The organism is Mesorhizobium sp. U510 (assembly GCF_059180695.1).
Map to the genome: position 1 here is coordinate 4,500,775 of NZ_CP180532.1, position 24,531 is coordinate 4,525,305.

At 61.0% G+C, this 24,531-nt stretch carries 28 protein-coding genes and 1 tRNA gene; 18 read left to right on the forward strand and 11 right to left on the reverse strand.

Translation table 11 applies throughout. The annotated features are described in order from the left end of the window. Positions 1 to 39 precede the first annotated feature (39 nt). The 3 genes from gor to rpiA form a co-directional block, all read right to left on the reverse strand. Positions 40 to 1,431 carry a glutathione-disulfide reductase gene (gene gor / locus ACLGL5_RS23630; protein ID WP_019858098.1) on the reverse strand — a complete coding sequence of 464 codons (1,392 nt, stop codon included), beginning with the start codon at positions 1,429 to 1,431 and terminating at the stop codon, positions 40 to 42. Positions 1,432 to 1,551: 120 nt separating this feature from the next. Beyond that, on the reverse strand, positions 1,552 to 2,190 hold the full coding sequence (locus ACLGL5_RS23635; RefSeq protein ID WP_038646770.1) for a DUF2059 domain-containing protein: 639 nt from the start codon (positions 2,188 to 2,190) through the stop codon (positions 1,552 to 1,554). Then, the gene (rpiA, locus tag ACLGL5_RS23640) at positions 2,177 to 2,908 is read right to left on the reverse strand and encodes a ribose-5-phosphate isomerase RpiA (protein ID WP_019858100.1); all 732 of its coding nucleotides are present in this window, start codon (positions 2,906 to 2,908) and stop codon (positions 2,177 to 2,179) included. Before rpiA ends, ACLGL5_RS23635 begins: the two co-directional genes overlap by 14 nt. 190 nt (positions 2,909 to 3,098) lie before the next feature. Between rpiA and ACLGL5_RS23645 the strand changes: the two genes are divergently transcribed. After that, complete coding sequence (locus ACLGL5_RS23645) at positions 3,099 to 3,782, forward strand: phosphoglycolate phosphatase (RefSeq protein ID WP_069092155.1); 684 nt, start codon at positions 3,099 to 3,101, stop codon at positions 3,780 to 3,782. Positions 3,783 to 3,920: 138 nt separating this feature from the next. Further along, positions 3,921 to 3,995, forward strand: a tRNA-Val gene (locus tag ACLGL5_RS23650). Positions 3,996 to 4,110: 115 nt separating this feature from the next. Here ACLGL5_RS23650 and ACLGL5_RS23655 read toward each other — a convergent pair. From ACLGL5_RS23655 to ACLGL5_RS23665, 3 genes are all read right to left on the reverse strand, one after another. Beyond that, the gene (locus ACLGL5_RS23655; protein ID WP_494372772.1) at positions 4,111 to 5,043 is read right to left on the reverse strand and encodes a DUF4238 domain-containing protein; all 933 of its coding nucleotides are present in this window, start codon (positions 5,041 to 5,043) and stop codon (positions 4,111 to 4,113) included. A gap of 281 nt (positions 5,044 to 5,324) precedes the next feature. Beyond that, complete coding sequence (locus ACLGL5_RS23660) at positions 5,325 to 6,047, reverse strand: hypothetical protein (RefSeq protein WP_069092157.1); 723 nt, start codon at positions 6,045 to 6,047, stop codon at positions 5,325 to 5,327. 40 nt (positions 6,048 to 6,087) lie between these two features. Then, a complete protein-coding gene (locus tag ACLGL5_RS23665; protein WP_494372773.1) occupies positions 6,088 to 7,605 on the reverse strand; it encodes a hypothetical protein in 1,518 nt (505 codons plus the stop codon). A gap of 659 nt (positions 7,606 to 8,264) precedes the next feature. Between ACLGL5_RS23665 and ACLGL5_RS23670 the strand changes: the two genes are divergently transcribed. From ACLGL5_RS23670 to ACLGL5_RS23680, 3 genes are all read left to right on the forward strand, one after another. Further along, positions 8,265 to 8,522, forward strand: coding sequence for a PepSY domain-containing protein (locus ACLGL5_RS23670; RefSeq protein WP_019858102.1), 258 nt, complete (start codon positions 8,265 to 8,267; stop codon positions 8,520 to 8,522). Between the two features lie 148 nt (positions 8,523 to 8,670). Beyond that, positions 8,671 to 9,411, forward strand: coding sequence for a lysozyme inhibitor LprI family protein (locus tag ACLGL5_RS23675; protein WP_245307146.1), 741 nt, complete (start codon positions 8,671 to 8,673; stop codon positions 9,409 to 9,411). A 113-nt stretch (positions 9,412 to 9,524) separates the two neighbouring features. Further along, positions 9,525 to 10,007, forward strand: coding sequence for a hypothetical protein (locus ACLGL5_RS23680; protein WP_038646776.1), 483 nt, complete (start codon positions 9,525 to 9,527; stop codon positions 10,005 to 10,007). Positions 10,008 to 10,011: 4 nt separating this feature from the next. Here ACLGL5_RS23680 and ACLGL5_RS23685 read toward each other — a convergent pair whose 3' ends face one another. Together ACLGL5_RS23685 and ACLGL5_RS23690 are read right to left on the reverse strand one after the other, a co-directional pair. Continuing rightward, positions 10,012 to 11,898: a L,D-transpeptidase family protein gene (locus tag ACLGL5_RS23685; protein ID WP_038646778.1), complete on the reverse strand. Its 1,887-nt coding sequence runs from the start codon at positions 11,896 to 11,898 to the stop codon at positions 10,012 to 10,014. A gap of 209 nt (positions 11,899 to 12,107) precedes the next feature. Continuing rightward, a complete protein-coding gene (locus tag ACLGL5_RS23690; protein WP_069092159.1) occupies positions 12,108 to 12,854 on the reverse strand; it encodes a 3-oxoacyl-ACP reductase family protein in 747 nt (248 codons plus the stop codon). Positions 12,855 to 12,954: 100 nt separating this feature from the next. Between ACLGL5_RS23690 and ACLGL5_RS23695 the strand changes: the two genes are divergently transcribed. Beyond that, complete coding sequence (locus tag ACLGL5_RS23695; protein WP_069093414.1) at positions 12,955 to 13,569, forward strand: TetR/AcrR family transcriptional regulator; 615 nt, start codon at positions 12,955 to 12,957, stop codon at positions 13,567 to 13,569. Positions 13,570 to 13,628: 59 nt separating this feature from the next. After that, the gene (locus tag ACLGL5_RS23700; RefSeq protein ID WP_038652669.1) at positions 13,629 to 14,024 is read left to right on the forward strand and encodes a rhodanese-like domain-containing protein; all 396 of its coding nucleotides are present in this window, start codon (positions 13,629 to 13,631) and stop codon (positions 14,022 to 14,024) included. 12 nt (positions 14,025 to 14,036) lie between these two features. On the opposite strand, the gene ACLGL5_RS23705 is transcribed toward ACLGL5_RS23700, so the two are convergent. Further along, the gene (locus ACLGL5_RS23705) at positions 14,037 to 14,945 is read right to left on the reverse strand and encodes an alpha/beta hydrolase (protein WP_069092160.1); all 909 of its coding nucleotides are present in this window, start codon (positions 14,943 to 14,945) and stop codon (positions 14,037 to 14,039) included. 47 nt (positions 14,946 to 14,992) lie between these two features. Here ACLGL5_RS23705 and ACLGL5_RS23710 point away from each other — a divergent pair, with 47 nt between their 5' ends. After that, a complete protein-coding gene (locus tag ACLGL5_RS23710; protein WP_019858112.1) occupies positions 14,993 to 15,445 on the forward strand; it encodes a MarR family winged helix-turn-helix transcriptional regulator in 453 nt (150 codons plus the stop codon). A gap of 16 nt (positions 15,446 to 15,461) precedes the next feature. On the opposite strand, the gene ACLGL5_RS23715 is transcribed toward ACLGL5_RS23710, so the two are convergent. Together ACLGL5_RS23715 and ACLGL5_RS23720 are read right to left on the reverse strand one after the other, a co-directional pair. Continuing rightward, a complete protein-coding gene (locus ACLGL5_RS23715) occupies positions 15,462 to 16,073 on the reverse strand; it encodes a pyridoxamine 5'-phosphate oxidase family protein (protein WP_069093415.1) in 612 nt (203 codons plus the stop codon). Between the two features lie 68 nt (positions 16,074 to 16,141). Beyond that, positions 16,142 to 16,495: a gamma-butyrobetaine hydroxylase family protein gene (locus tag ACLGL5_RS23720; RefSeq protein WP_069093416.1), complete on the reverse strand. Its 354-nt coding sequence runs from the start codon at positions 16,493 to 16,495 to the stop codon at positions 16,142 to 16,144. A 196-nt stretch (positions 16,496 to 16,691) separates the two neighbouring features. On the opposite strand from ACLGL5_RS23720, the gene moaA reads away from it, so the two are divergent. The 10 genes from moaA (at position 16,692) to ACLGL5_RS23770 (ending at position 24,531) form a co-directional block, all read left to right on the forward strand. Further along, a complete protein-coding gene (gene moaA / locus ACLGL5_RS23725) occupies positions 16,692 to 17,687 on the forward strand; it encodes a GTP 3',8-cyclase MoaA (protein ID WP_069092161.1) in 996 nt (331 codons plus the stop codon). Positions 17,688 to 17,743: 56 nt separating this feature from the next. Further along, positions 17,744 to 18,238: a hypothetical protein gene (locus ACLGL5_RS23730; RefSeq protein ID WP_064985461.1), complete on the forward strand. Its 495-nt coding sequence runs from the start codon at positions 17,744 to 17,746 to the stop codon at positions 18,236 to 18,238. A 120-nt stretch (positions 18,239 to 18,358) separates the two neighbouring features. After that, a complete protein-coding gene (locus ACLGL5_RS23735; protein ID WP_038646786.1) occupies positions 18,359 to 18,718 on the forward strand; it encodes a hypothetical protein in 360 nt (119 codons plus the stop codon). 182 nt (positions 18,719 to 18,900) lie between these two features. Then, complete coding sequence (locus ACLGL5_RS23740) at positions 18,901 to 19,821, forward strand: DMT family transporter (protein ID WP_069093417.1); 921 nt, start codon at positions 18,901 to 18,903, stop codon at positions 19,819 to 19,821. Between the two features lie 43 nt (positions 19,822 to 19,864). Beyond that, the gene (gene mobA, locus ACLGL5_RS23745; protein ID WP_038646790.1) at positions 19,865 to 20,491 is read left to right on the forward strand and encodes a molybdenum cofactor guanylyltransferase MobA; all 627 of its coding nucleotides are present in this window, start codon (positions 19,865 to 19,867) and stop codon (positions 20,489 to 20,491) included. Next, positions 20,488 to 20,991 (forward strand): molybdopterin-guanine dinucleotide biosynthesis protein B, encoded by a 504-nt coding sequence (gene mobB, locus ACLGL5_RS23750; protein ID WP_019858119.1) that lies wholly within the window; start codon positions 20,488 to 20,490, stop codon positions 20,989 to 20,991. The genes mobA and mobB overlap by 4 nt, the downstream gene beginning before the upstream one ends. A gap of 159 nt (positions 20,992 to 21,150) precedes the next feature. Beyond that, on the forward strand, positions 21,151 to 21,936 hold the full coding sequence (locus ACLGL5_RS23755; RefSeq protein WP_019858120.1) for an ABC transporter substrate-binding protein: 786 nt from the start codon (positions 21,151 to 21,153) through the stop codon (positions 21,934 to 21,936). An 80-nt stretch (positions 21,937 to 22,016) separates the two neighbouring features. Beyond that, positions 22,017 to 22,736 carry an ABC transporter permease gene (locus ACLGL5_RS23760; RefSeq protein WP_019858121.1) on the forward strand — a complete coding sequence of 240 codons (720 nt, stop codon included), beginning with the start codon at positions 22,017 to 22,019 and terminating at the stop codon, positions 22,734 to 22,736. Next, the gene (locus ACLGL5_RS23765) at positions 22,733 to 23,554 is read left to right on the forward strand and encodes an ABC transporter permease (RefSeq protein WP_038646794.1); all 822 of its coding nucleotides are present in this window, start codon (positions 22,733 to 22,735) and stop codon (positions 23,552 to 23,554) included. Before ACLGL5_RS23760 ends, ACLGL5_RS23765 begins: the two co-directional genes overlap by 4 nt. Positions 23,555 to 23,661: 107 nt before the next feature. Then, positions 23,662 to 24,531 (forward strand): NAD(P)-dependent oxidoreductase, encoded by an 870-nt coding sequence (locus ACLGL5_RS23770; RefSeq protein WP_069092162.1) that lies wholly within the window; start codon positions 23,662 to 23,664, stop codon positions 24,529 to 24,531.

A 24,531-nucleotide genomic window follows, 5' to 3' on the forward strand; every position in this document is an offset into this window, starting at 1 on the left:
GGATGGTTCCGTCGACCTTCATGCAGCAAGCCGCGCCCGTCACTGGACGCGCTGGCCGTCCTTCACGCGGTAGGTCGGCTTGTACATGGTGACGAGTTCTTCGGACGCGGTCGGGTGCACGGCCATTGTGCGGTCGAAATCATCCTTGGTCAGGCCGGCCTTCAGCGGAATGCCGAGCAGCTGCGCCATTTCGCCGGCATCCGGCCCCAATATGTGGGCGCCAAGCACTTTGCGGGAAGCGCCGTCGACCACCAGCTTTATCAGCATCTTCTCGTCACGGCCCGATAGCGTATGCCGCATCGGCCGGAAGCTGGCCCGGTAGATTTCGACATCGGCGAAACGCTTGACGGCTTCGTCTTCCGACAGGCCGACGGTACCGATTTCCGGCTGTGAGAAGACCGCGGTCGCGATCGTGTCGTGATCGGGCGCGGTCGGGTTGCCCTTGAAGGCCGTCTCGACAAAGCACATCGCTTCGTGGATCGCCACCGGTGTCAGCTGCACGCGGTTGGTGACGTCGCCGATCGCCCAGATATTGTCGATGTTGGTGCGGGAGTACTCGTCGACCTTGATCGCGCCGGCCGGGGTCATCTCGAGGCCGATGCCTTCCAGGCCCATATTCTCGGTGTTGGGGATGCGCCCGATGGCCAGCATGACCTGGTCCACTGTCAACGTCTGGCCGCTGGTGAGAAGGGCGTCGAGCCGGCCGTCCGGCCGCTTGTGCACCCGCTCGCTCACTGCATGGCAGAGTATCTTGATCCCCTTCTTTTCCATGGTCTCGTGCAGCGTGCGGCGCAGATCCATGTCGAAGCGGCTGAGGATCTCCTTGCCGCGATAGACCAGCGTGGTGTCGACGCCGAGACCGTGGAAAATGTTGGCGAATTCGACCGCGATATAGCCGCCGCCTTCGATCATGATCGCCTTCGGCAGTTCCTTGAGGTCGAAAGCCTCATTGGAAAAGATGCAATGCTCATGACCGGGAAGCGCTGGGTGGGCCGCCGGACGGCCGCCGGTGGCGATCAGGATCTGGTCGGCGGTGACGGTGCGGTCGTTGTCCAGGAGATGCACCACATGCGGGTCTACGATCATCGCCCGCGAATGGAAGGTCTCGCCGCCGGCGCCCTCGACATTCTTCTTGTAGATTGCCTCCAGCCGGCTGATCTCGCGGTCCTTGTTGGCGACCAGTGTCTGCCAGTTGAAACTGGCTTCCGGCACCGTCCAGCCATAGCCGGCGGCATCGGCGAAATGCTCCGGAAATTGCGAGGCGTAGACATAGAGTTTTTTCGGCACGCAGCCGCGGATAACGCAAGTGCCGCCAAAACGGTATTCCTCGGCGATGCCGACGCGCTTGCCGAGTGCGGCGGCAATGCGCGCCGCCCTCACCCCGCCAGAGCCGCCGCCGATGACGAAAAGATCATAGTCATAACCGGCCATGAGGCGGCTCCTTGAACGTCGGAAAATGTGAGAGACAGGTAGGCCGCCAAAGGCCAAAAGAAAAGCCCGGACAAGCCGGGCTTCACAGATGGCCGCAAGGCCGCATTTGAAAACGCAGGATCAGTTCTGCGTGCCGTCGGCGGGAGCCGAACCGTCGGCCGGTGCTGAACCGTCTGCGGGCGCGGCGCCATCCGCCGGAGCCGCATTGTCGGCCGGAGCGGCACCATCGGCGGGCGCAGGCGCGGCCTTGGCCTTTGCCTTGGCGGCCGCTGCCAGCGTTTCGCCGACCTGCTGGGCGAGGTCACGGCCAAGGCCGTTCTGCCAGATGTCGGCTGCCTTGACCAAATCACGCGTCACGGTCGGGCCGCTGTCGAGCAGCTTCTTGCCGGAGTCGGAGTTGTAGAAGGCCGCGATATCGTTGAGTTCCTTTTCGGAAAACACCTTCGCATAGGCAAGGGCTGCTTCCTTCTCGAGATCGGCGCGGCGCGAGGCCAGCGCCAGCGCCTTCTCGTTGATCGTCTTGCCGATCAGCTCCTGCATGTCCGGGTTCTTCTGGATGAGCTGCGATTCGAGCGCGGCCGCCGCCTGCGGCAGGATATTGTCGAACGGGTCGGTCGCATGGATCGCCGCGACCGCCGCTCGGGCCGCCTTGAGGTGCGATTCGGTAACGTCCTGCGAGAACGCCGGCGACGACAAGGCGAAAACGGCCGAAGCCGCCAGAACGACGCAAAGGCCGCGAACCCGGTTATGCAACATCATGGTTGGTAGAACTCCCTGGTTTTCGGGCGGCATGGACGGTTTGGATACCGTCGCCGCCGGCGATGATGGCCGCTGACGCCAGCCCGATGAAAAGACCATGCTCGACCACGCCCGGAATGGCGTGGAGAGCATTCGAAAGCGCTCTTGTATCCGGAATGCGGCCAAAAGATGCATCGAGGATAAAATGGCCGCCGTCTGTAACAAAAGCCTGGCCTCCCGTCATCCTCAATGTAATCGGACCGGAAAGGCCGAGCTCCGCAGCCGCCTTGGCTACGGCGATCTCGGTGGCGCGCAGGCCGAACTGGTTGACTTCGATCGGCAGCGGAAAACGGCCGAGCGTCTGGACCATCTTCGACCGGTCGGCGATGACGATCATGCGCTGCGACGCCGCCGCAACGATCTTCTCGCGCAGCAGTGCGCCGCCGCCGCCCTTGATCAAGGTCAGTTCCGGGTCGACCTCGTCGGCGCCGTCGACGGTGAGATCGAGCTCGGGGGTTTCCTCCAATGTCGACAGCGGCACGCCAAGCTCGCGGCAAAGTGCTGCGGTGCGCTCCGACGTCGGCACGCCGATGACCGTCATGCCGGTGGCGACCTTGTCGGCGAGCAGCCGCACGAACTCTTCCGCCGTGGTGCCGGTGCCGATGCCGAGCCGCATGCCGTCGCTGACATGGGCAAGGGCGGCCCGCGCGGCCTCGACCTTCAACTGTCTTGCATCCATGCCGCTTGCTGCCCAGAAACCCGAGTGTTCGGGGCTCCTAGCATTTTTGCTGGCCGGGTCAAAGCTTTTGCCCGTGGTCAAAGCCTTTGACCGTGGTCAAAGCCTTTGGGCACCTATCCACCGCTCTGCTTGCCTTGACGCGCCGCAGCCGCTATCGCCTCCGGATGTATAAACCTGCGCAGGATGGATCATGAGTCGCCCGATCGTCGTGTTCGACCTGGACGGAACGCTGGTTGACACGGCGCCGGACCTGCTCGACAGCCTGAACCACAGCCTGGCCGCCAGCGAACTCACGGCCGTCGACGAGGCCGGCTTCAGGCGCTTCGTCGGCCATGGCGGCCGCGTGATGATAGAGCGGGCGCACGCCGCCCAGCAGCGCTCGCTCGACGTCGCCGAGCATGACCGGCTGCTCAAACTGTTCCTCGATCACTACACCGACAACATCCCCGGCAAATCGCGCCCTTACCCCGGTGTCATCGAGGCGATCGCGCGCTTCGAGAAGGCTGGCTATCTCCTGGCCATCTGCACCAACAAATACGAGGCCAATTCGCTGGCGCTGATCGAAGCACTCGGCCTGACCAGGCATTTCGCGGCCATCGCCGGCCAGGACACGTTCGCGTTCCGCAAGCCCGATCCACGCCACCTGACCGAAACCATCCGGCTGGCCGGCGGCGATCCGCACCGCGCTCTGATGGTCGGCGATTCGCAAACCGACATCGACACCGCCAAGGCCGCCGGCATTCCGGTGGTGGCCGTCGATTTCGGCTACACCGACCGGCATGTCCGCGAATTCGAGCCCTCGGCGGTGATCTCGCATTTCGATGCCCTGACCGTGGATCTGGCGGAGCGGCTGATCCGCGCCGCGGGACACTGAACGGACAGCAGCGAGAATACAGTCGGCACGGCCCCGAAAGGCGCGGAATCCGATCTCTGAAAGAACGCCTAACACCGCCTTGACTTAACCGGCCGGCCTCCCTTATATCGCGGCTCGCTTGGCCTTCGGGCAACGAGCGGGCGATTAGCTCAGCGGGAGAGCACACCCTTCACACGGGTGGGGTCGCAGGTTCAATCCCTGCATCGCCCACCATTTTCCTGCTGGCGCCCTGTGTGTATGACTCTGGGTATGGGCATGCGGTGGTTAATGGTTCGCCGTCTGTGCGCCGCTGGGATTCCAGCTGATTTACCCCCTATGCAAAGCTGATTTACCCCCTATGCAAAATAGAGTCAGTCCGGTCGGCTCGTAGTTTTCCCAACCGCTCCAATTGAGAAGGTTTTTTATCCTTACCCATGCGGTTCTGTACGAAAACAAGCTGCCTATCATTCGCCCCAAAGACGAAGGTACTGGCATTCCCCACTACCTCTCGGTTCACCATAGAAACCAGTTTGTTGTGAGACAGGCGCCGCAAATCCATGTTGGCGGCCCGATCGCCGACGGCAACAAATAGGCGGCGCGGTCCCACCGGCATTAGGATCTGCGACGTCGGGAGATGCAATTGGTTGGTAGCTACGAGCGGCCGATCGGAAGTCAGCAACTCATGATCTGCTCTATCTAAGTCTACGATAGACCAACGCATTCGAACCATCACGCGCGCAATTTTAGCGTGATCCATCAGTTCGCGCCCGATACCCATGGCGGCTTCTTCAAAAAACGATTCGTCAGCAGCCTTGACATACTCCGCAAATGTCGTTGGGTCCGTTTCTCTGCGAATTTTCAGGTAGTCTTCGGCAATTCCAGGTACGTGAAGCCAGTCAGAACGTACGTTCGCTTTGAGTTTGTGGATGTCTTCCGGCATCCGAAACATCATGCTCAACATGAACCGCGCCCATGCCCATCGCATGCCCGGCTTCCAGCCCGCGATCGGGCTGTCATGGAGCATCACTCGCAGCGCGTCCGCAGCCTTGCTGTCCACCGGCGATAGGAATGCAGTCTCAAAATTGAATGCAACATCATCAGGCAAGCCCTGTTTGGCGTAGAGCCTGTCGATGTAGCCCGTTCCTTCCGGATGCATCCTTTTAGGCTTCACCAAGTCGCCATAAGGCCTGCTGAATTGCACGAGTCTACCTTCGTCCCGATCCTCAACCCAATTCTTGAGGTAGAAGACCGGCATGAAATGATGTTTCTTCGGCTCGTTCACGATCGTGTTTCCATCAAGTGATTCGAAACCGGGAGAATTTACTCCAGACAAAGCCGAACGCCTAAATCTCTCGTCTTAGACTAGCTACGCCGCTCTCCTCCCTGCGCTTCGGTGAGTTGCTAGACGGCGCTCATTCTGCTGCCTCTCGAGATCAACCTCAACCCAAGGCCGCCCCCTTGCCACAAGCGGGCATCGCGAGGACCGCCGGAGCCGGGGCCTCGATGGACTTCCTTTGCGTGATCTTTGTTGGTGGGATGAAGGCCGAAAGATCGGCGCTGGTTCTAGCCCTTATCGTCCGTTTGGCTGCGCTTCGTCTCCCAGACGTTCTGCGTGAAGGCTGCGTCTTCCCAAGCCCGCCCTTTCATTTCCGGAGTGCTGAAGAACGCTTCCAAATCGAATTCATGCCTATCAATAAGATTCCACGCCTGTTTGTTCGCCTTGCGTAATATGCTGGCCAGCTCGGCGGCTCGATCGAGTTGCAGCTTTTTGACATGTGGGATTGCGGCCGCAACCAGAGCTCCGAGATTCTCGATCGTGCCCAGGCTGAAGTTGGTACGGCGATGCGTCACCGTCAGCCTATTCCCTTTGGCAGTCTCGACATAGATCACGTGCTCATCATGCCAAAGGTCTTTGCCCGGGCCGAAGTGGGCGATGCACTTGTTACGCAAATCAATGATTTCAAGGTGTCTGGCCTTCAATGCGTCATTGTAGGCACCGGTCACCCCGACATTGAACCGGCTAATTGCCTGTGAATGGGTGGCCCGCGCATAGATGATGACCGCATGAGTAAGTAACGCGCTGCCGGTGTGAGATGTCGTATCAGAAATACCTTTGTCTATATCCTTGAGCAGTTTGACGGACGCGGCCACGTCGATGAGGTCCAGTTCGACAGACTCAACGGCGTGAAACGCTCTAATCGCTCGAATGAGGTCCTTGTGGTGCCTCCGGTCCAGCTTATCGACAACTGCGGTTAGGTCGAAGGCCTTGCGGGGAGATTCGCTCATGGAGCATCTGTATCACGGTGGTAATGCAGCCGGGCGAGATTTAGTTCGGCAAATCCTTTCGCCAAGGCACCACATCATCCATATTGAAGGGAAATGGCTTTCGCTCAATGCTGAGACCTAAGTCGCGCAAAATACCTATCAGGTCCCAACCGGCATATTTGACCCCGCTGGCTGCATCAATTGCAGCATAGAGGCCCGCTTCATTTGATTCCTGTAAAGTGTCGGCCAGATCTTGCGCGGAACAAAAGATGACAGGCTTTCGATCCTGCTCCAGAATTTCGGGGTACTTCGCTGCGTCTATAGCAGCCTGCTGTAGGATACTTTCTCGAACGAAGGTATCAAAAAGCAACCAATTGTCCATCGTCACAACCATCCCACGTGCTTCTGGAGCAACGGGGTTCTCGACGTAAATCCCCCGCCGTACAGCCGAGAAGAATCGCCACAGTTGCACGACGCCCTTGCAAAGCTGGTCGGTTCCGCGCTTTCCGCCCTTAATCTGGTCATGAGCAAACTGCGCCGCGAAGGTGTTCTTTGTGGCCTTGCACTCGATAACGAGGGTGATTGCGCCACCCGACCTTACCAACACATCCGGTGTCAAGAACTTGGCCTTCTTGGTGCCTATCAAAATCTCGGGCAAGCCCTCCAAATTCGGAAGATAAGCAGGAACTAACTCTTGAATGTACGTCTCGAATTGCTTGTCTGCTGTTTTCAGCAGAGACTTGGCATCATCAGCTATGAAATCATAATAAAGGCCTGCCGTGGCCCTATAGATTAGCAGTGTGGGGATTGGCGCAATAAACTCGCCTCTACACTCCACAAGGGGATATCGCCGCAAGATGCTGGGCAGATAAGCGTGGCGCCACATGCCGCCAATTAGCTGGGTCATCAAAGCTCGCAGTTGTCCGGCCTCCTTGCGTATTCCAACGACCGGTCGTGAGACGATGCCCAGAACTTTGCTGAACATTGTTGTATTATCTTTGAGCGGCTTAAATTTAGAATCCATGATCCAAGGTCTGGAAAGGAATTCCACGGACAGCATGATGCAAGTCATCGTAAAGTCATCAAGTGAAACGCCGTATTTCTCTTGGAAATACGCTTTGGCGTCCTCGTGACCGTATACGTAAAGTGCCCGCCGTATACCTTCTGGGTGGAAGTAGCTCCGCTGCCAATGAAACTGCCGCTGCGCGATTCGGCTCATCTCCTGCAACACGTTATCCGGCGTAATCTTCATGCCCGACTCCCCTTCTTCGAGGTCGTGAAGAAGGGTGACCACGGTCGCCATCGCATCCCACACGTCAGTGCGCAGATAATGGTTCTTTCCGTGACTGGGTTTTGCCTTTTCGGTGGTCAAAACTAGAGTCGCAAGTGTGTCCAGCTCCCAGTGTCGGACGGCGTATGATGAGGCTGGGTCAGGTGTTGCCGCGTCCTTGGGGTGCTTGATGTATCGGCTTGCGGGAGCAGGGTTTTCGGACTGTAGCACATACGTTGCCCACAGCATTTGAAGGAAACCAACATCGTCAGCGCGGGAAAGAAGCGTGAGCAGCTTCTTGCGGCTCACATCCCGCTTGAAACGGCTGGTCGCGACCGTCGGTATTTTGCGAGGCGGCAGAATTGAGGCAGTTCCTCAAAAAAAGGCAGCCCTTTGTGGCTGCTTTGGCCCCTACGGTTACTGGATAGCTGGCCTTCAAGTCCAGAAAGTGGTCCCCCTGTGGACCCCTCACATAATTCAGTCGCGCACCGAATCGCAATCCAAGTCAGTACAGCTAGCAGCTACAACTCGCCCCTTCCCCGCCAAAATTCTTTTGGGCGAAGTTCAATGCGCTGCTGCAGCTCGTATAACTCTGGAACTGGCAGATATTGGAGCCGTTCCGCACCTTTATCTGCTCGAGGTCCCAGAACGACACCTCGATGCGGTCGTCTGCGCAATAGACCGTATATTATTCAGGCTCCAGCGTCCGGGCTTTCTGTACCGGCATGGGAACGGCCGGGATGGAAAGCCCTGAAACTGCAAGCATGACGATGTGATGCGTGCGCAAATGGACTCCAATAAACCGCCCGCACTTATGGCTAGGGATATTGAAGCGGCGCACCATGGTTTGACGGATTCATTTTCCTCAGCGCGGCGCCAAGTCTGTAGGCTGAATGGTCTCGCATTCCAGCCGCGGAACCAACCGCCACGCCAGCTCGTTTCCTTGCGTCGAAACTTGAGGGAAAACCATGTCCAGATTTCTCGTAGCGACCAGCATCGCCGTTCTTCTCGCCGCCGGTCCTGCTCTGGCCGCGGATGACAAGCCGCTGCCGCCGCCCAACGCCAAGAAGCTGTCGGAGATACTCGCCAAGGTCGAGCAGCGCGACGGCTTTCGCTATGTGAAAGAGGTCGACTGGGACAATGGCGCCTATACCGTCACTTATTACACGTCGGACAAGGCGAAGGTCGAAATCACCTACGATCCAGTGACGGCCGAGCCTAAGTAAGAGCTGCCAGCAGAGACTCTCCATTTCGACGGGTCTGCCCATTTTCTCCGTGCGCCTGGACGGCCAATCCGATTGCCGCAAATTGTCCATCCTTGGCGTGTGATATGCACGCCAGGCGCGGGCAGCGCCTGTTGGCTTGGGGGTAGTCATGCGATTTTCCGTTCGAACCGATTTCTTGCTCGTCTTAGCCATCGTCCTGGCTGGCGGCATGCTTGCGGCGACTTCGGCGCGAGCGGACGGGCCGTCCTTCGACTGCGCCAAGGCGAGCCTGCCGGCGGAGAAGGCGATCTGCGCCGATCCTCAGCTGTCGGCCATCGATCTGCTGGTCGCCAAGGCCTACAAGGGGTTCGAGCCGGCCTTCGGCGGCGACAAGCGCAAGATCGCCCGCGGGCTGATCGCCGACCGGAACGCCTGCAAGAGCGATACCGCCTGCATCGTCAGCGCGCTGAACAACGCCTTGCAGACCTATGGCAATGCGCCGTCATGGGTGCAGGACTACAACATAGCCCTGATCGGCAAGAAGGCTCTGGATACCGCCGCGCGCAATCCCGGCAACAGCGATCAGCCCCTTCCCTCGGCCGTCGGGCAATGCGCGTCCACGCATATCAAGACGCTGACCGCGCGGCTTGGCGACGATCCGCTCGAAACCGCCACGCCCGACGCCGGCAGCGCAGCCACCTTCACCAATAGCGGCGGTGCCGTCTCCTATGATCGCGAACCGGGCCTTGCCGCCTCCAAGGTCGGCGAACCCGTCGTGATGTGCCTGATCGCGATTCCCAGGGATTGTCCGAAGGGCGACGACCGTGGCCGGGTCTATTATTCGATCGATCTGGCTGCGAAAGGCTCGTGGGCCTTGCCGGACTCCGAGCATCTGTGTGGCGGCGCCTGATCGGCGTGCTTCACAATCCACGAAGCCTTTCAAAGCCGCCCGCTCGGTACCTGCCCTTGCGCTGGATCGTCTTTGATGGCTGATTGCAACGGTTGACTGCGCCGCATGGGGGGATGGGCATGGCGACGGCGAAGCATGTGATGAAGCGCATCCTGATGATGCTGGCCGGCTATCTGGTCGCGGTACTGGTCGGCCTGGTCGCTGTAGCGGCGATCTACGCCGCGCTCAGTTCCCTGCCCAACGCGCCGGCCTATTTCGACGTCATGGGCGTCAGCCCGATCGCCGTCCTGGTGGTGCCGCCGCTCGGCATGTTCGTCTACTTCCTGACGATTGTCGTGACCGGGCTGCAGACGCTGATCTTCGCGCTGATCGCCGAGTTCTTCTCGCTGCGCAATGCCCTGATGCACATGGTCTTCGGCGCCGCCGCCGCCGCCGGCGGCTTCTTCCTCATCTGGCCGAGCTCGGCGGAAGACATAGACCCGGAGCGATGGGCCGATATCGGCATCATCGCCGCCGCCGGCCTCGTCGCCGGATTGATCTACTGGCTGATCGCTGGGCGGGAGGCGGGTTTCCGCCGCCCGTTGTCGCAATTCTAAACGATCAGCTCGACGGCGAGCGCACGGCCTCGGTGGCGTCCAGCGCCTGCTTCAGCCGCGAATCGCGGTCGTAGACGTCGTTGAAATACTCGACCTTGCCGGACATGTCGGGCCAGGCGGTGAAATAGGCGACATAGACTGGAATCTTGCGCGTCACATCCTCGGTCGAATGTCCGTGCTTGAGCTTCTCGGCGACATAGTCGACCGAGGTGCCGAGCACCGCCGCCGCCATGCCGCGCGGATCCTGCAGGCGCACGCAGCCGTGGCTGAGCGCGCGCATATCCTGCTTGAAGAACGATTTCTGCGGCGTGTCGTGCATGTATATCGCATGCTTGTTGGGGAACAGGATCTTCAGCTCGCCCAGCGCATTGGCCTCGCTCGGCTGCTGGCGCACGCTGTAGGGAATGTTGGCGCCATAAGCGCCCCAATTGACCGCTGACGACGGAATGCGCTTGCCGCGCGAATCCGTCACCTCGTAGCCGGCCCGATCGAGGTAGCCGGGATCGCTGCGCAATCTGGGCAGCATCTCATTGACGATGATCGATTGCGGCACGCCCCAATAGGGATGGAAGTCGACCTGCTTGATCTGGTCGTAGAAGAAAGCCGTCTGGTTGGTCACCCGACCGACGACGACGCGCGTCTTCAGCTTCTCCTCGCCATTGTCGATATAGCTCGCGGTGAACGCCGGCTGGTTGATGAAGACACGCGGGCTGCCGAGATCGGAAGGCAGCCAGCGCAGCTCCTCCAGCGCCACCTGCACCTTGAGCAGCCTGTCGGCCTTCGACGTGCCGGCCAGCAAGGCGACAGTGCGCGGACCGATGACGCCGTCGCCCTTCATGCCTTCCTTCACCTGCACCGCCTTGATCAGCGGTACCAGCTCGGGGACATAGACCTCGCTGGTCGCCAGCCGCGACAGCAGCTCGCCATAGGTGCCGCCCATATTGTCATCGAGATTGCGCGCGATCAGCGACAGCAGTTTTGGCAGCTCGGGGCTGGTCTCGCCGGGCTTAAGCAGCAGCTTTGGATCGACGACGATCTCATTTTCCGCACTGGCCTGCAGGGCCTCCAGTTCGACGCGCAGCGCCTGATATTCCGCATTCTGCGGATGCCGCGATTCGAGATAGGTGCGCACTTCCTGCGTATGCGCCAGCGTCTTCAGCACGCCGACCATGTCGAGCGGCTTGGCTGGGAAATCATAGTAGCCGGTCATCCGGTTGGGCTCGACACGGCCGTTCTGGGCGTCATGGGCGTAGCGCAAGACGCGTGCCGACAGCGCCATCTCGAAGCGCACGAGTTCCCTGAGCTTGGCTGCGTCATCCGTTGAGGCCGAAGTCGTGGCCGGCACATCGACGGTGTAGTCGGCGGGCGTCAGCCCGTAGCTCGCGGCCTCGCCAAGCACCCGCACCGCATCCTGGGCGCGGTTGTTGGGGCTTGTTCCGTTCACCCAGATGAAGTCCGGATTGGCCGAGTAGTAGGCGATCAACGCCTTGGCGATATCGGGCTCGGCATAGAGTTCGTAGTCACTGAGGCTGGCAATGGCATCGTGGAAAGCAGCCCCGGTGGCCGACGGAACGAAGGCCGCGTCCTGCGCCGTCGCCGGCTGCGGCGCGGCGGACAGCGTCGAGAAGTCGACGCGAACAAGTTTGTCAGCCTTGTAGGTGTAATAGGACGGGCTGCTGATCTTTGCGCCGCCACCGCCACCGCCGCCGGCCGGGGCTTTGGGTTTGTGCTTTGGCGGAGGCGGAAATTCGCCCTGCGGCTCATGCCTGATGCCGCCGCCGAACAGCATGTCGAAGAGCCCCTGGGCGCCTGCCTGAGGCGCGCCCAGGGCGAGCGTTGCCGCGATCGCCACAAGCGGCATCGCGGTTGCTTTGTTACCGAGGAATTTCATAGATCACCCGCTCCGGTCGCAACCGGTTCCCGTTCCGCACGCTAGACCGTCTCGCTCACCGCATGGCGGATGTAAGGCGCGACTATACCGATTCATACCGATTTCGTTAAGCTTTCATAAATTTTGGAAAGCCTGTTGCAGAACGGTTTCACAAGATCGTGACGGCTGGAGCGCGGGTGCTTCGCTCCAGCCTGCAGAGCTCCCCAAATTCAGGCGTTGGCGCCGCCATCGATGGTCAATGCGGCGCCGGTGACGAAACGTCCTTCCGGACCGGCAAGCCAGGCAACCATGCCCGCGATGTCATCGGCCTTGCCGAATCGCGGCGTCGCCATCTTCTGGCGCTGATGCTCGGCATGCGGTCCATCCGCCGGGTTCATGTCGGTGTCGGTCGAACCGGGATGGACGACATTGGCTGTGATGCCGCGCGGACCGAGGTCGCGTGCGAGCGCCTTGGTCAAGCCGACCAGCGCTGCCTTGCTGGCGGAGTAGGCGCCGAGGCTGGTGTCGGTGACGCGTTCGGCGAGATTGCTGCCGATCGAGATGATCCGGCCGCCCTCGCCCATATGCGCCGCCGCCGCTTTCGAGGCGATGAAAGGGGCTCTGAGATTAACCGACATGGTCTCGTCGAAGTCGGCTAACGACAATGTGTCGATGGGGGCCACGCGCCAGATGCCGGCGCTGTTGACCAATATGTCGAGCCGGCCGAAGACGCCAACGGTCTCATCGACGGCCCTGTCTATCGCCACGGCATCACGATTGTCCGCCTTGATGGCGATGGCGCGGCCGCCCTTGGCCTCGATCTCGGCAACGACCGCGCGGGCCTGTTCCTCGCCATGCACATAGGTCAGCGCGACTTTGGCGCCATCGGCCGCGAGCCTTCGCGCAATCGCCGCCCCAATGCCGCGGCTGCCGCCGGTGACGAGTGCCGCCTTGCCGTTCAAATTGCTGGAAGACATTAGTTTCTCCATTTATGTATCGATTGATACATAAATGTCTGGCAGCCTTGCTCGACCGCGTCAACTCATTTATGTATCGATCAACACAGAAAAGATGAACATGTCGGAAAGAGGCCGTCCCCGCACCTTCGATCGAACGGCCGTCCTGCGGCGCGCGATGGAGCTGTTTTGGGCCAAGGGCTATGAGGGTACGTCGATCGCCGAGCTGACCGCGGCAATGGGTATCAATTCGCCCAGCCTCTATGCGGCCTTCGGCAGCAAGGAGGCGCTGTTCCTCGAAGCGACCGAATACTACACGCAAGCCGAAGGAACCGAGATCTGGGCCGCCTTGGACGAGGCACCGACCGCATGCCAAGCGATCGAGAACTTCCTGCGCCAGACAGCCAAGGCCTATTCGCAGACCGATCGCCCGCAGGGCTGCCTGATTGCGCTGGGCGCACTGCATGAGGATTCAAGCAGCGGTGCCATCTGCACGGATTTGCGCCGCCGCCGCGCCGAAAATCTTGCGGCCCTGCGCAAGCGCCTGGAGCGCGGTGTGGCCGAGGGCGAATTGCCTGCCGATTTCGACTGCGATGCCGTGGCGACCTTCTACGCCACGGTCCAGCACGGCATGTCCATCCAGGCGCGCGACGGCGCGTCATGCACCGCGCTGATGGCGACCGTCACTGGCGCGATGGCTGCCTGGCAGGTATTGGCAGGCCCCGACAGAGCGTGACAAACGCAGGCTGTTGTGCTCGAAATTCCGACCTGCCAGCAAGGCCGGGAGGGATGATAGTGAAAAAGGGTTATCGCGAACTGCTGGACGAAGCCAACGCCGAGATCGAAGTGGTTTCGCCTGAGGAAGCCGCGGGACTGCTCGAGGACGAAGGCACCATCTTTGTCGACCTGCGCGACCCGCGCGAGGTCGAACGCGACGGCAGGATTCCCGGCGCCAAACATGTCACACGCGGCATGCTGGAATTCTGGATCGATCCCGAAAGTCCCTATCACAAGCCGTTCTTCGCCTCGGGCAAGAGCTTTGTGTTCTTCTGCGCCGGCGGCTGGCGTTCGGCGCTCGCCACCAAGACGGCTCAGGATATGGGGCTTGGGCCCGTCAAGCATATCCTTGGCGGCTACACCGCCTGGAAGGCGGCCGGACTGCCTGTCGAGCCCGGCGAGAAGAAGAAGTAACCTGACCGCGGCTCAATGTAGCAAGGACGGCTCGCGGTCCGCGACGAAGGCAACAGCGCGTGCCACCACGCCCTTGTCCGCAAGGATGCGGCGGTGGCCGAGACCGTCGGCCCAGTGCAGCCGCACATGGCCGCCGGCACCGGCGTAGCGTTTCGCGTGCTCGGCCGGCACCTCGCGATCGTCCGGCGCGTGCATGACCAGCGTCGGCACAGGCGCCTGGGCAAGCTGGCGGTCGCCGGTGAATTCATGCAGCGGCCGGCCGGACAGGTGCTGGACACGGTCCGCCATCGCAACCTGTGAGCGCGGCCCGACATTGAGCATGCGGCTGAAATCGGCGAAGATCGCCGGCAAGGAGCTCGGTGCTGAGATCAGCACGAGACGTCCGGCCGCCAGCGGCGGAATGTTCTTGATGGAACCGGCGATCGCATTGGCAGCGACGGCGCCACCGAACGAATGCCCCACCGCCGCGACAAACGGACCGAACCATTCGCCGGCGACCCGTACCGCGTCGACCGCGTTGGCCATGTTCAGGTGCCGGCCCTGCGAATGGCCATGTCCCGGCAGGTCCAGTGAAACGACCCTGTAGCCGGCCGCGCGATAGCCCTCGATCAAGGCGCGCATATATTCGGTGCGCGAACGCCAGCCATGAACGACAAGCACGGTGCCAAGTGCGGCCCTGCCCGGCTCCGGCCGGAACTCGTGCACCATGACGCAGCCGGTTGCCGTCTTCAGCCGATGATGGCGCGCCTCGGTCATGAACTCGGCGGCACGGCCGATGGCGCGGCGCTCGCCATCGGTCAGCGCCTTTGCGCTCGGTGTGCGGCAGAACAATTCGAAAGCCGCGCGCCCGCTGATGCGTGGCGCAATATGTTCGGCCGCACCAAATACGCTCCGGATGACCTTCAGCCCGATTGATGCCATAGTGAGAATCCATCCATACGTTCAAGCATGAACATAATAGTTCAAAGATGAACAATAAACAAGAGCTACCCTGGGACAACCCGCGTTTTCGCAACTGGGTCGCGGTGGCGCGCGCCTGCCATGTGCTGGAGCGCACGCTGGCGGTGAAACTCGCGCCGCTGGACCTGAAGCCGGCGCAGCTCGACGTGCTGATGAACCTCTACCGCCATCCCGGCATGTCGCAGCACGACCTTGCCCGCAAACTGCTCGTCGGCCGCTCCAACATCACCATGCTTTTGCCGCAGCTTGAGACGCGCGGCCTGCTGCGCCGCGAAGGCGACGAGAAGGACAAGCGCATCCTGCGGCTCGCCTTGACCGAGGCTGGCGAGGCGTTGCTGATGCAGGCGCTGAAAGTGCATATGGCACTGATCGAGAAAGCGATGAGCCAGTCGACGCCGGAGCAGTGTGACATGATCGGCGAACAGATGCGCAAGATCTATGAGGTGCTGAAGGAGGCCTGACAGCCTTTTCAGTCACTCACCACATGGTTTTCTTCGCCCGCTGCGGCCATTCCTTGTCGTAGGCCTCGCCGTCGATGTTCTTGCGGCTGGTGATTTCCAGGATTGTTCCGGGCGTCGGCAGCGATTTCGGATCGACATGTTTTGCCGGGTTCCAAAGCTCCGACCGCACAATGGCGCGGGCGCACTGGAAATAGACCGAATCGACGTCGATGACGGTCACCGAGCGCGCCGCCTTGCCGTCGACCTTGAAGGATGCGCAAAGTTCGGCGTCCGTGGTGATGTGCGCGCGGCCGTTGATGCGCAGCGTCGTGCCCGAGCCCGGCACCAGGAACAGCAGCCCGACACGCGGATCTCGGATGATGTTGCGCAGCGAATCGGCGCGATTGTTGCCGCGCCGGTCCGGCATCATCACTGTCTTGGGATCAACGATACGCACGAAGCCGGCGAGATCGCCGCGCGGCGAACAGTCCAGTCCCTCCGGGCCGCTGGTGGCAAGCGCGACAAAGGGCGAAGCTTCGATGAAGGCGGCGTATTCGGGAATGACATGGTCGAGTTCCTTGACCAGCGAGGCTGCGCCTGGAACGCCGTAAAGCGCCTCGAGCTGTTCGACCGTGGTGACAAGCGACATCTTCTTCGTCTCCGAACCTTTGCCGGCGCTACTCCACATCGATGACGTTTTGACGACAGCGAAGGGATCTAGCGATCGCGGCTCAAGCCTTTTTCCGCAAGCTCCGCCAGATAGGCGTTCCAGCGCTCATCCCTCTCGTGGCCGAGCGTATGCAGGTAATTCCAGGTGAAGATGCCGGTGTCGTGGAAATCGTCGAAGGTGATGCGCACCGCATAGTTGCCGACCGGCTCGATCTTGAGGATGGCCACGTTGCGTTTGCCGGGAACCGTCACCCGCTGGTCGGGCGAATGGCCCTGCACCTCGGCCGATGGCGAGGCGACGCGCAAAAGCTCCGCAGGCAGTTCGAATGGCTGATGATTGGGAAAGGTGACCGACAGCAGCTTGCGGTCCTTGGAGACCCTGAGTTCTTTTGGCGCGGTCATGCTGTTTGATCCCATGTCGATTGCCCTTCCCTACGCCGCTTCGCGAAAGGGGAAAAGTCCTGATAGAACAACCGACATACCGTGTCGGCTCCGGGATGTTACCAAAGATCGAGAAGCGGTATCTTGAATGCCGGGCTGGATCGTATCACATAGCTGTATATAACGGCGCCGCCAACGGCCACGGAAACGCTCGAACATGAACATGATCGACCCCTTCGGTCGCACGATCAGTTATCTCAGGGTGTCGGTCACCGACCGCTGCGATTTTCGCTGCACCTATTGCATGGCCGAAGACATGGCCTTCCTGCCGAAGAAGGACCTGCTGTCGCTGGAAGAGCTGGACCGGCTCTGCACCGTCTTCATCGAAAAGGGCGTGAAGAGGTTGCGCCTTACCGGCGGCGAGCCGCTGGTGCGCAAGAACATCATGCATCTGGTGCGCCAGCTGTCGCGCCACCTCGATAGCGGCGCGCTGGAAGAACTGACGCTGACCACCAACGGCTCGCAGCTGTCACGCTTCGCCGCCGAGCTCGCCGAGTGCGGCGTCAAGCGTATCAACGTCTCGCTCGACACGCTCGATGCCGACAAGTTCCACCTGATCACCCGCTGGGGCCATCTCGACAAGGTCATGCAAGGCATCGATGCCGCTCAGGCGGCCGGGCTGAAGGTCAAGCTCAACGCGGTGGCGCTGAAGGATTTCAACGACGCTGAACTGCCCGACATGATGCGCTGGGCGCATGGCCGCGGCATGGATCTCACTGTCATCGAAACCATGCCGATGGGCGAGATCGATGCCGATCGCACCGACCAATATCTGCCGCTGTCGCTGCTGCGCGCCTCGCTGGAGCGCCAGTTCACGCTGACCGACATTCCCTTCAAGACGGGTGGCCCTGCCCGCTATGTCCACGTCGCCGAGACCGGCGGAAAGCTCGGTTTCATCACACCGATGACGCATAATTTCTGCGAAAGCTGCAACCGCGTCAGGCTGACCTGCACCGGCACGCTCTATATGTGCCTTGGCCAGGAAGACGCAGCCGATCTGCGCGCGCCGTTGCGTGCATCCGAAGGCAACGAACTTGTCGCCGACGCCATCGACGAGGCCATCGGCCGCAAGCCGAAGGGCCATGATTTCATCATCGACCGCCGCACCAGCCGTCCCTCGGTGTCCCGGCACATGAGCGTCACCGGCGGCTGATTTTTTCTCCGATTTGGTGCAAGAGTATCTTTGGTCACCAAGGCCAAGGGGGCATCGTGCTGCGTCTTTATCGTATCGGCTTGTCGTCGCTGACCACAGTTCTGTCCTTGGCGACGCCAGTTACAACAACTGCAAGCGCCAAGCCCTTCACCTATGTGAACGCGCGCTTCGGCACCGTCTGCACCTTTCCCGATGAGATATTCACCGATCGTCAGCCCGAGCCGGAAAATGGCGACGGACAGGTTTGGCTGAGCGCGGATGGCGCCAGCTTGACCTGCTCCGGCATCCTCAACGTCGATGACGACACGCCGAAAGGCTTTGTCGCCAATGAAAAGGTAAGCAAGGAACCTGGCTATACCGTTACCTACGGCAAGACCGGCAAGAACTGGGCGGTGCTGTCGGGCACGAAGGATGGAAAGATCTTTTATGAGCGGCGCCTGTTCGGCAGGGATGGCGTTATCCGCACGGTCTGGATCGATTACCCGCCAGCCCTGAAGTCGAAATACGACCCGCTGGTCGGCGCCATTGCCGGCAGTCTCGAGGGGCAGTGAGTATTTCCGAACACACCCCAGAAAAAGTCTCGTTCGCGAACCGCCGCCGGATTTACCGCCACGTCGTTCCGGCCTAGCCTTCCCCTGAAAGCGGCTCTTCGCTGATAGGGGGCAAAAATCATGCGCAAACTCATTCTTTCTCTTGCATTGCTCGGCCTTGCGGCCGTGCCCGCGGCAGCTCAGTCGATCGGTGGAACCTACACCGTCGCCGGCACCAATTTCGACGGATCGAAATATGATGGCGAAGCCACCATTACCCTGACCAGCGGGACGACCTGCGCGATCCACTGGGAGACTGGCGGCTCTTCCTCCGACGGCATCTGCATGCGCAACGACGATGCATTCTCCGCCGGCTATGTCATGGGCAAGGACATCGGCCTCGTCGTCTACAAGGTCGAGGATGACGGCTCGCTGCATGGCCTTTGGACCATCGCCGGCAAGGAAGGCAACGGCACCGAAGTGCTGACGCCGAAGAAATAGACATAACCACGCCTGCACAGCTTCCGGGAGGCGAAGCCGCCTCCCGACCAGATTGGCGCCGAATTGAGGACGTGATTTCATGCCGGCACCGGCGAATGCCCCGGTCCTGGCCCAGCCCTTTGCCATTGCTGTTTCGTGGCGGGCTGATACAGGCTTGCTTGCCCAAGCAACCGGTAGATGTCTTGCTTCTTTCCCCCAATCTTCGCGGCGCGTTGTTCATGATGGTGGCGATGGTTGGCTTCACGCTCAACGACGCCATCACCAAATACTCTTCGCAATCGATGAACATGGCGCAGGTCATGCTGATCAGAGGAGCCTTTGCCTCGCTCTTCGTCGGCCTGCTGGCCTGGCAACGCGGCGCGCTTTTGCAGCCGCGCCTGATGCTGCAGCCGCTGGTGGCAATCCGCGTGCTGGGCGAAGCTGGCGCCACCGTGTCATTCCTGGTCGCGCTTGCCCATTTGCCGATCGGCAGTGTCTCGGCCGTTCTTCAGGCGCTGCCGCTGGCGGTGACGATGGGTGCCGCACTGTTTTTCGGCGAAGTGGTCGGCTGGCGACGCTGGCTGGCGATCGCAGCCGGTTTTGCCGGCGTACTGGTCATCGTGCGGCCCGGCTTTGATGGCTTCAGCATCTATTCCCTTTGGGCGCTGGCCAGCGTCGCCTGCTGCACCGTGCGCGACCTCGCCACCAAGCGCATTCCCCAAACCATACCGACCATGCTGGTCTCGACCGCGACGGCGCTGGCAATGACCGTCGTCGGGGCGATGCTGTTGTCGCCGATGGGTGGCTGGACGCCGATGACCGGCAAGACCACGGCGTTGCTGGCGCTGGCCGCGGTGCTGGTGCTTATCGGTTATCAATTCATCATCATGGCGATGCGCTCGGGCGAGATCTCCTTCATCGCGCCGTTTCGCTACACCGCGCTGCTCTGGTCCATTCTGCTTGGCTTGATCGTCTTCGGCGACATACCGGACATGCCGATGATCGTCGGCGCGACAATCGTCGTCGGTTCGGGTCTCTACGCGCTCTATCGCGAGCGGGTTGTCGGCCGGCGAAGGATCGTCGCCGAAACAACCGGGCCGGCCATGGCGCCGGATGGAATCTAGCCGGGTCTTGTGATTTCCGGCGGCTGGCGTACAGGCTCGATGCATGAGGCGAGATATTGCAGGGATCGTCCTGGCCGGTGGTCAGTCGAGGCGGATGGGAGGCGGCGACAAGAGCTTGTTGCCGCTTGGCGGCGGCAGCGTGCTTGACCAAATCCTGTCGCGCTTTGGCCCGCAGATCGAAACCCTGGCGCTGAGCGCCAATGGCGATCCCGAACGCTTTTCCCGTTTCGGACTGCCCGTGCTTGCCGACACCGTCGAAGGCTTTGCCGGGCCACTTGCCGGAATTCTGACCGGCCTCGAATGGGCAGTTGCCAATACGCCTTGCAAGGCCGTCGTCACTGCTGCCGGCGATACGCCTTTCCTGCCGCTTGATCTTGTCGCGCGCCTTGCGGCGGCGGCCGGCGAACATCCGGGTTCAATCGCCGTTGCCTCCTCGGCCGGTCGGCTGCACCCGACCTTCGCGCTGTGGCCGATGGAGTGTCGCGACGCCTTGCGACATTTTCTGGTTGATGAGGACAACAGGCGCGTTTCGACCTTCATCGAGCGCCGTGGTCACGTCGAGGTGGAATTCCAGCTCGTGCAATCCGCTGGGCTCGATCCTTTCTTCAACATCAATGTGCCTGACGACCTTGCCCAGGCCGGGCGCCTGTTGCAGAGCATGACATCATGAACGTCTTCGGCATCACCGGCTGGAAAAACTCCGGCAAGACCACACTGACCGAAAAGCTGGTCGCCGAGCTTGTGCGGCGCGGCTGGAAGGTCTCGACGGTCAAACACGCCCATCATGATTTCGACATCGACAAGCCGGGCGCCGACAGCTTCCGCCATCGGCAGGCCGGCGCCACAGAGGTCGCGATCGTGTCCGGCAACCGCTGGGCGCTGATGCACGAATTGCGCGGCGAGGATGAGCCGCCGCTGCAGAGCATCCTCTCGCGGCTCGCCCCATGCGACATCGTGCTGGTCGAAGGCTACAAGCGCGAATCGCACCGCAAGATCGAAACGCGGCGCCTGGAAGCGAAGGATCGGACGCCGCTTTCAGCGGGTGATCCCAATATTGTCGCCATCGCCGCCGATTTCGCCGTTACGGACAAGAGCCTGCCGGCATTCGACCTCGACGACGTAAAATCGATAGTCGACTTCATCGAGCGCACCACCGGCCTCGTTGCTTAAGATGTAACGTAACGGCAGAACCCCATTGCCGATTTCGGTGGTTTTGCAGTTGCTTTTTTCTTGGAAAGAGTGGGAGTATCGCTTCAGCGGGCGGTCAAAAGCACCGCCCCATAGAGCCGTTTCGGAACGACGGCCGGGACCATTAAAGAGAGGACTATCATGCGTATTGCACTGCGTATCGCGCTCGCCGCATCGGCTGCGCTGCTGACGCTCGGCGTCGCCCAGGCCCAGGAAAAGACCCTGCGGATCGGCACCGAAGGCGCCTATCCCCCGTTCAACAACCTCACCTCCGACGGCAAGCTCGTCGGCTTCGACATCGACATCGCCCAGGCGCTTTGCGATCAGATGAAGGTCAAGTGCACCTTCGTCGCCCAGGATTGGGACGGCATCATCCCGGCACTTCAGGCCGGCAAGTTCGACGCTATCGTCGCCTCGATGTCGATCACGCCGGAGCGCAAGGAGAAGGTCGACTTCACCCACAAATACTACAACACGCCCTCGGCTCTCGCCGTGCCGAAAGACAGCACGCTGAAGGGCGTGACCAAGGAAGATCTGGCTGGCAAGACCATCGGCGTCGCCACGACGACCACCCATTTCAACTATGCCTCGAAGACCTACACCGACAGCACCGTGAAGGGTTATCCGAGCAGCCCCGAGGAGCAGGCAGATCTGGCCAATGGTCGCCTCGACGCCATCGAGGACGATATCGTCGTGCTGCAGCAATGGCTGGACTCGCCTGATGGCGCCTGCTGCAAGATTCTCGGCCAGCCCTCGCCGCAGCCGGTCGAGATCTTCGGGCCGGGCGCCGGCATTGCCGTGCGCAAGGGCGAGACCGACCTGGTCAACAAGCTCAATGAGGCCATCGACGCCATCCGCGCCAATGGAAAATACAAGGAAATCAACGACAAGTACTTCAAGTTCGACGTCTTCGGCGCCGAGTCCTGATAGACAGGATCAAGACGGCGGGGAAATACCCCGCCGTCTTTCTATTCATCCTGGGAACGTCGTGGGGATAACACCTGTCAATGCCAGCCCAAAGCATATGGACACTTCTCAGTTGGGGACCTGATGGCTGGAGTGACGACATTGCCTATGGCGTCATTGTAACGGTTCTGCTTGCGCTGGCGACGCTCCCCATTGGGTTGGCGATCGGTTTTTTCATTGCGCTGGGCAAGCAATCCGAGGAGCCGTCGCTGCGCCTCGCCGCCAATATCTACACCACGGTCTTTCGCGGCCTGCCGGAACTGGTGACGCTTTTCCTGTTCTTCTTCGGCATGCCAATCCTGCTGCAGCATCTCATCCGGTATTTCCGCCCCGAAGCGACCATCGACGTCAACAGCTTCGTCGCTGGCATGATCGTGCTCTCGCTGATCTTCTCGTCCTATGCCAGCGAGGTTTTCCTCTCGGCCTTCCGCGCCATCCCGAAGGGTCAGTATGAGGGTGGTTATTCCATTGGTTTGTCCAAATGGCAGACCATGCGACTGGTGATTTTGCCGCAGCTGCTGCGCATTGCCTTCCCCGGTCTCGAGAATTGCTGGCTTAGCCTTCTCAAGGACACGTCGCTGGTTTCGGTCGTCGGTCTTGCCGAGACACTGCGCAATGCCGGCGTGGCGGCTCGCGTCACCAAGCATTCGTTCCTGTTTTACAGCATTGCGGCTCTGGTCTTTCTCGGTCTGGCCGTCGTGTCATCCTTCGCCACCAGTGCCATCTTGCGCTCGCTTGGCAAACGGGAGGCACAACGATGAGCGCCACCGCCGCCATGGTCGAACGGCCGCCACCGCGGACCCGCGGCTGGCCGCGACCGCGCATCGTCGGCTACGCGCTGGTCTGCCTGTGGATCGCCTTTGGCCTCGGCATCGTCAGCTATCTGTTTTTTGCCTGGAACCCGGCCTTCTTCGCCAAATATGCGCCGGCCTATCTGCGCGGACTGGGCGTTACCCTGTCACTGGTCGCCATTTCGATGGTGCTTGGCGCCGTCCTGTCCATGCCCGTTGCTTACGGGCGTATGTCCAGGAACCGGATCCTGTCCGGTCTTGCCTACTGTTACGTCTATTTCTTCCGGGGCACGCCACTGCTGGTTCAGACCTTTCTGGTCTATTACGGGCTAGGGTCGTTCAGACCGGAGCTCCAGATGATCGGGCTTTGGGATTTCTTCAAGGACGCCTTCAACTGCGGCGTCTTCGCCTTTGCGCTCAACACCGCCGCCTACCAGGCCGAAATCCTGCGCGGCGCCATCGAAAGCGTGCCCAGGGGCCAATGGGAAGGCGCCGCCTCCCTCGGCCTGCACAAATTGCAGACGCTGCGCAAGATCGTCCTGCCGCAAGCTCTGATCGTCGCCTTGCGGCCCTACGGCAACGAGCTGATCCTGATGGTCAAGGCATCCGCCATCGTCGCCATCATCACCGTCTACGACCTGATGGGCAATGCAAAACTCGCCTTTGCCAATTCCTTCGACATCCAGGCCTATATCTGGGTGGCCCTGGTGTACCTGGTGATGGTCGAGTTGTTGCGCCATGCGATCGAATGGATCGAGCGCCGGATCACCATCCACCTGAAGCGGTGACCCGTTTTTCGCCTGTGCCAGTCGATCAGACCACAGGCGTCTTGACGAATTGAGCGCAGGGCCTAGAGCTTCCGCAGCAATTTCGTTTCCGTCTGAAGGGCAAGCTTATGGCATCTGTGGCATTTCTCGGTCTTGGCGTTATGGGCTACCCCATGGCCGCGCACCTCAGGAACAAGGGTGGCCACGACGTCACCGTCTATAACCGCACCAAGGCCAAGGCCGAGCAATGGGTCGGCCAGCATGGCGGCAGCCTTGCGGTGACGCCGGCGGAGGCCGCGAAGGACAAGGACTTCGTCTTTTCCTGCGTAGGCAATGACGACGATCTGCGCTCGGTGACGACAGGTCCCGAAGGCGCCTTCAAATCGATGAAGAAAGGTTCGGTCTTCATCGACAACACCACCGCTTCGGCGGAAGTCGCGCGCGAACTGGCGGCAGCAGCGGAGGCAGGTGGGTTTTCATTTCTCGACGCGCCGGTCTCCGGTGGCCAGGCCGGCGCCGAGAACGGCGTGCTGACCGTCATGGTCGGCGGCGACCAGGCTGCCTTCGACAGAGCGAGGCCCGTTATCGACGCCTATGCCCGCATGGTCGGGCTGATGGGGTCGGCGGGCGCTGGCCAGCTCACCAAGATGATCAACCAGATCTGCATCGCCGGGCTGGTGCAGGGATTGTCGGAGGGTATCCATTTCGGCAAGAACGCCGGGCTCGACATCGAGAAGGTGATCGAGGTGATTTCCAAGGGGGCTGCCGGTTCCTGGCAGATGGAAAACCGCCACAAGACGATGAATGCCGGCAAATATGATTTCGGCTTTGCCGTCGACTGGATGCGCAAGGATCTCGGCATCTGCCTGGCGGAGGCCGACCGCAACGGCGCCAAACTGCCGGTGACCGCGCTTGTCGACCAGTTCTACAAGGATGTGCAGGCCATGGGCGGCAAGCGCTGGGACACGTCCTCGCTGCTGGCGCGCCTGGAGAAGTAG

Excerpts from the sequence above, each read along its gene's own strand:
- ACLGL5_RS23695 (WP_069093414.1), top strand. The coding sequence starts at position 12,955 with ATGTCGGAAAGAGGCCGTCCCCGCACCTTCGATCGAACGGCCGTCCTG.
- ACLGL5_RS23680 (WP_038646776.1), top strand. The coding sequence starts at position 9,525 with ATGGGCATGGCGACGGCGAAGCATGTGATGAAGCGCATCCTGATGATG.
- ACLGL5_RS23660 (WP_069092157.1), bottom strand. The coding sequence starts at position 6,047 with ATGAGCGAATCTCCCCGCAAGGCCTTCGACCTAACCGCAGTTGTCGAT.
- ACLGL5_RS23690 (WP_069092159.1), bottom strand. The coding sequence starts at position 12,854 with ATGTCTTCCAGCAATTTGAACGGCAAGGCGGCACTCGTCACCGGCGGC.
- ACLGL5_RS23720 (WP_069093416.1), bottom strand. The coding sequence starts at position 16,495 with ATGACCGCGCCAAAAGAACTCAGGGTCTCCAAGGACCGCAAGCTGCTG.
- mobB (WP_019858119.1), top strand. The coding sequence starts at position 20,488 with ATGAACGTCTTCGGCATCACCGGCTGGAAAAACTCCGGCAAGACCACA.
- ACLGL5_RS23770 (WP_069092162.1), top strand. The coding sequence starts at position 23,662 with ATGGCATCTGTGGCATTTCTCGGTCTTGGCGTTATGGGCTACCCCATG.
- moaA (WP_069092161.1), top strand. The coding sequence starts at position 16,692 with ATGAACATGATCGACCCCTTCGGTCGCACGATCAGTTATCTCAGGGTG.
- gor (WP_019858098.1), bottom strand. The coding sequence starts at position 1,431 with ATGGCCGGTTATGACTATGATCTTTTCGTCATCGGCGGCGGCTCTGGC.
- ACLGL5_RS23675 (WP_245307146.1), top strand. The coding sequence starts at position 8,671 with ATGCGATTTTCCGTTCGAACCGATTTCTTGCTCGTCTTAGCCATCGTC.
- ACLGL5_RS23685 (WP_038646778.1), bottom strand. The coding sequence starts at position 11,898 with ATGAAATTCCTCGGTAACAAAGCAACCGCGATGCCGCTTGTGGCGATC.
- rpiA (WP_019858100.1), bottom strand. The coding sequence starts at position 2,908 with ATGGATGCAAGACAGTTGAAGGTCGAGGCCGCGCGGGCCGCCCTTGCC.
- ACLGL5_RS23645 (WP_069092155.1), top strand. The coding sequence starts at position 3,099 with ATGAGTCGCCCGATCGTCGTGTTCGACCTGGACGGAACGCTGGTTGAC.
- ACLGL5_RS23760 (WP_019858121.1), top strand. The coding sequence starts at position 22,017 with ATGCCAGCCCAAAGCATATGGACACTTCTCAGTTGGGGACCTGATGGC.
- ACLGL5_RS23635 (WP_038646770.1), bottom strand. The coding sequence starts at position 2,190 with ATGATGTTGCATAACCGGGTTCGCGGCCTTTGCGTCGTTCTGGCGGCT.
- ACLGL5_RS23755 (WP_019858120.1), top strand. The coding sequence starts at position 21,151 with ATGCGTATTGCACTGCGTATCGCGCTCGCCGCATCGGCTGCGCTGCTG.
- mobA (WP_038646790.1), top strand. The coding sequence starts at position 19,865 with ATGAGGCGAGATATTGCAGGGATCGTCCTGGCCGGTGGTCAGTCGAGG.
- ACLGL5_RS23765 (WP_038646794.1), top strand. The coding sequence starts at position 22,733 with ATGAGCGCCACCGCCGCCATGGTCGAACGGCCGCCACCGCGGACCCGC.
- ACLGL5_RS23710 (WP_019858112.1), top strand. The coding sequence starts at position 14,993 with ATGAACAATAAACAAGAGCTACCCTGGGACAACCCGCGTTTTCGCAAC.
- ACLGL5_RS23735 (WP_038646786.1), top strand. The coding sequence starts at position 18,359 with ATGCGCAAACTCATTCTTTCTCTTGCATTGCTCGGCCTTGCGGCCGTG.
- ACLGL5_RS23705 (WP_069092160.1), bottom strand. The coding sequence starts at position 14,945 with ATGGCATCAATCGGGCTGAAGGTCATCCGGAGCGTATTTGGTGCGGCC.
- ACLGL5_RS23715 (WP_069093415.1), bottom strand. The coding sequence starts at position 16,073 with ATGTCGCTTGTCACCACGGTCGAACAGCTCGAGGCGCTTTACGGCGTT.
- ACLGL5_RS23670 (WP_019858102.1), top strand. The coding sequence starts at position 8,265 with ATGTCCAGATTTCTCGTAGCGACCAGCATCGCCGTTCTTCTCGCCGCC.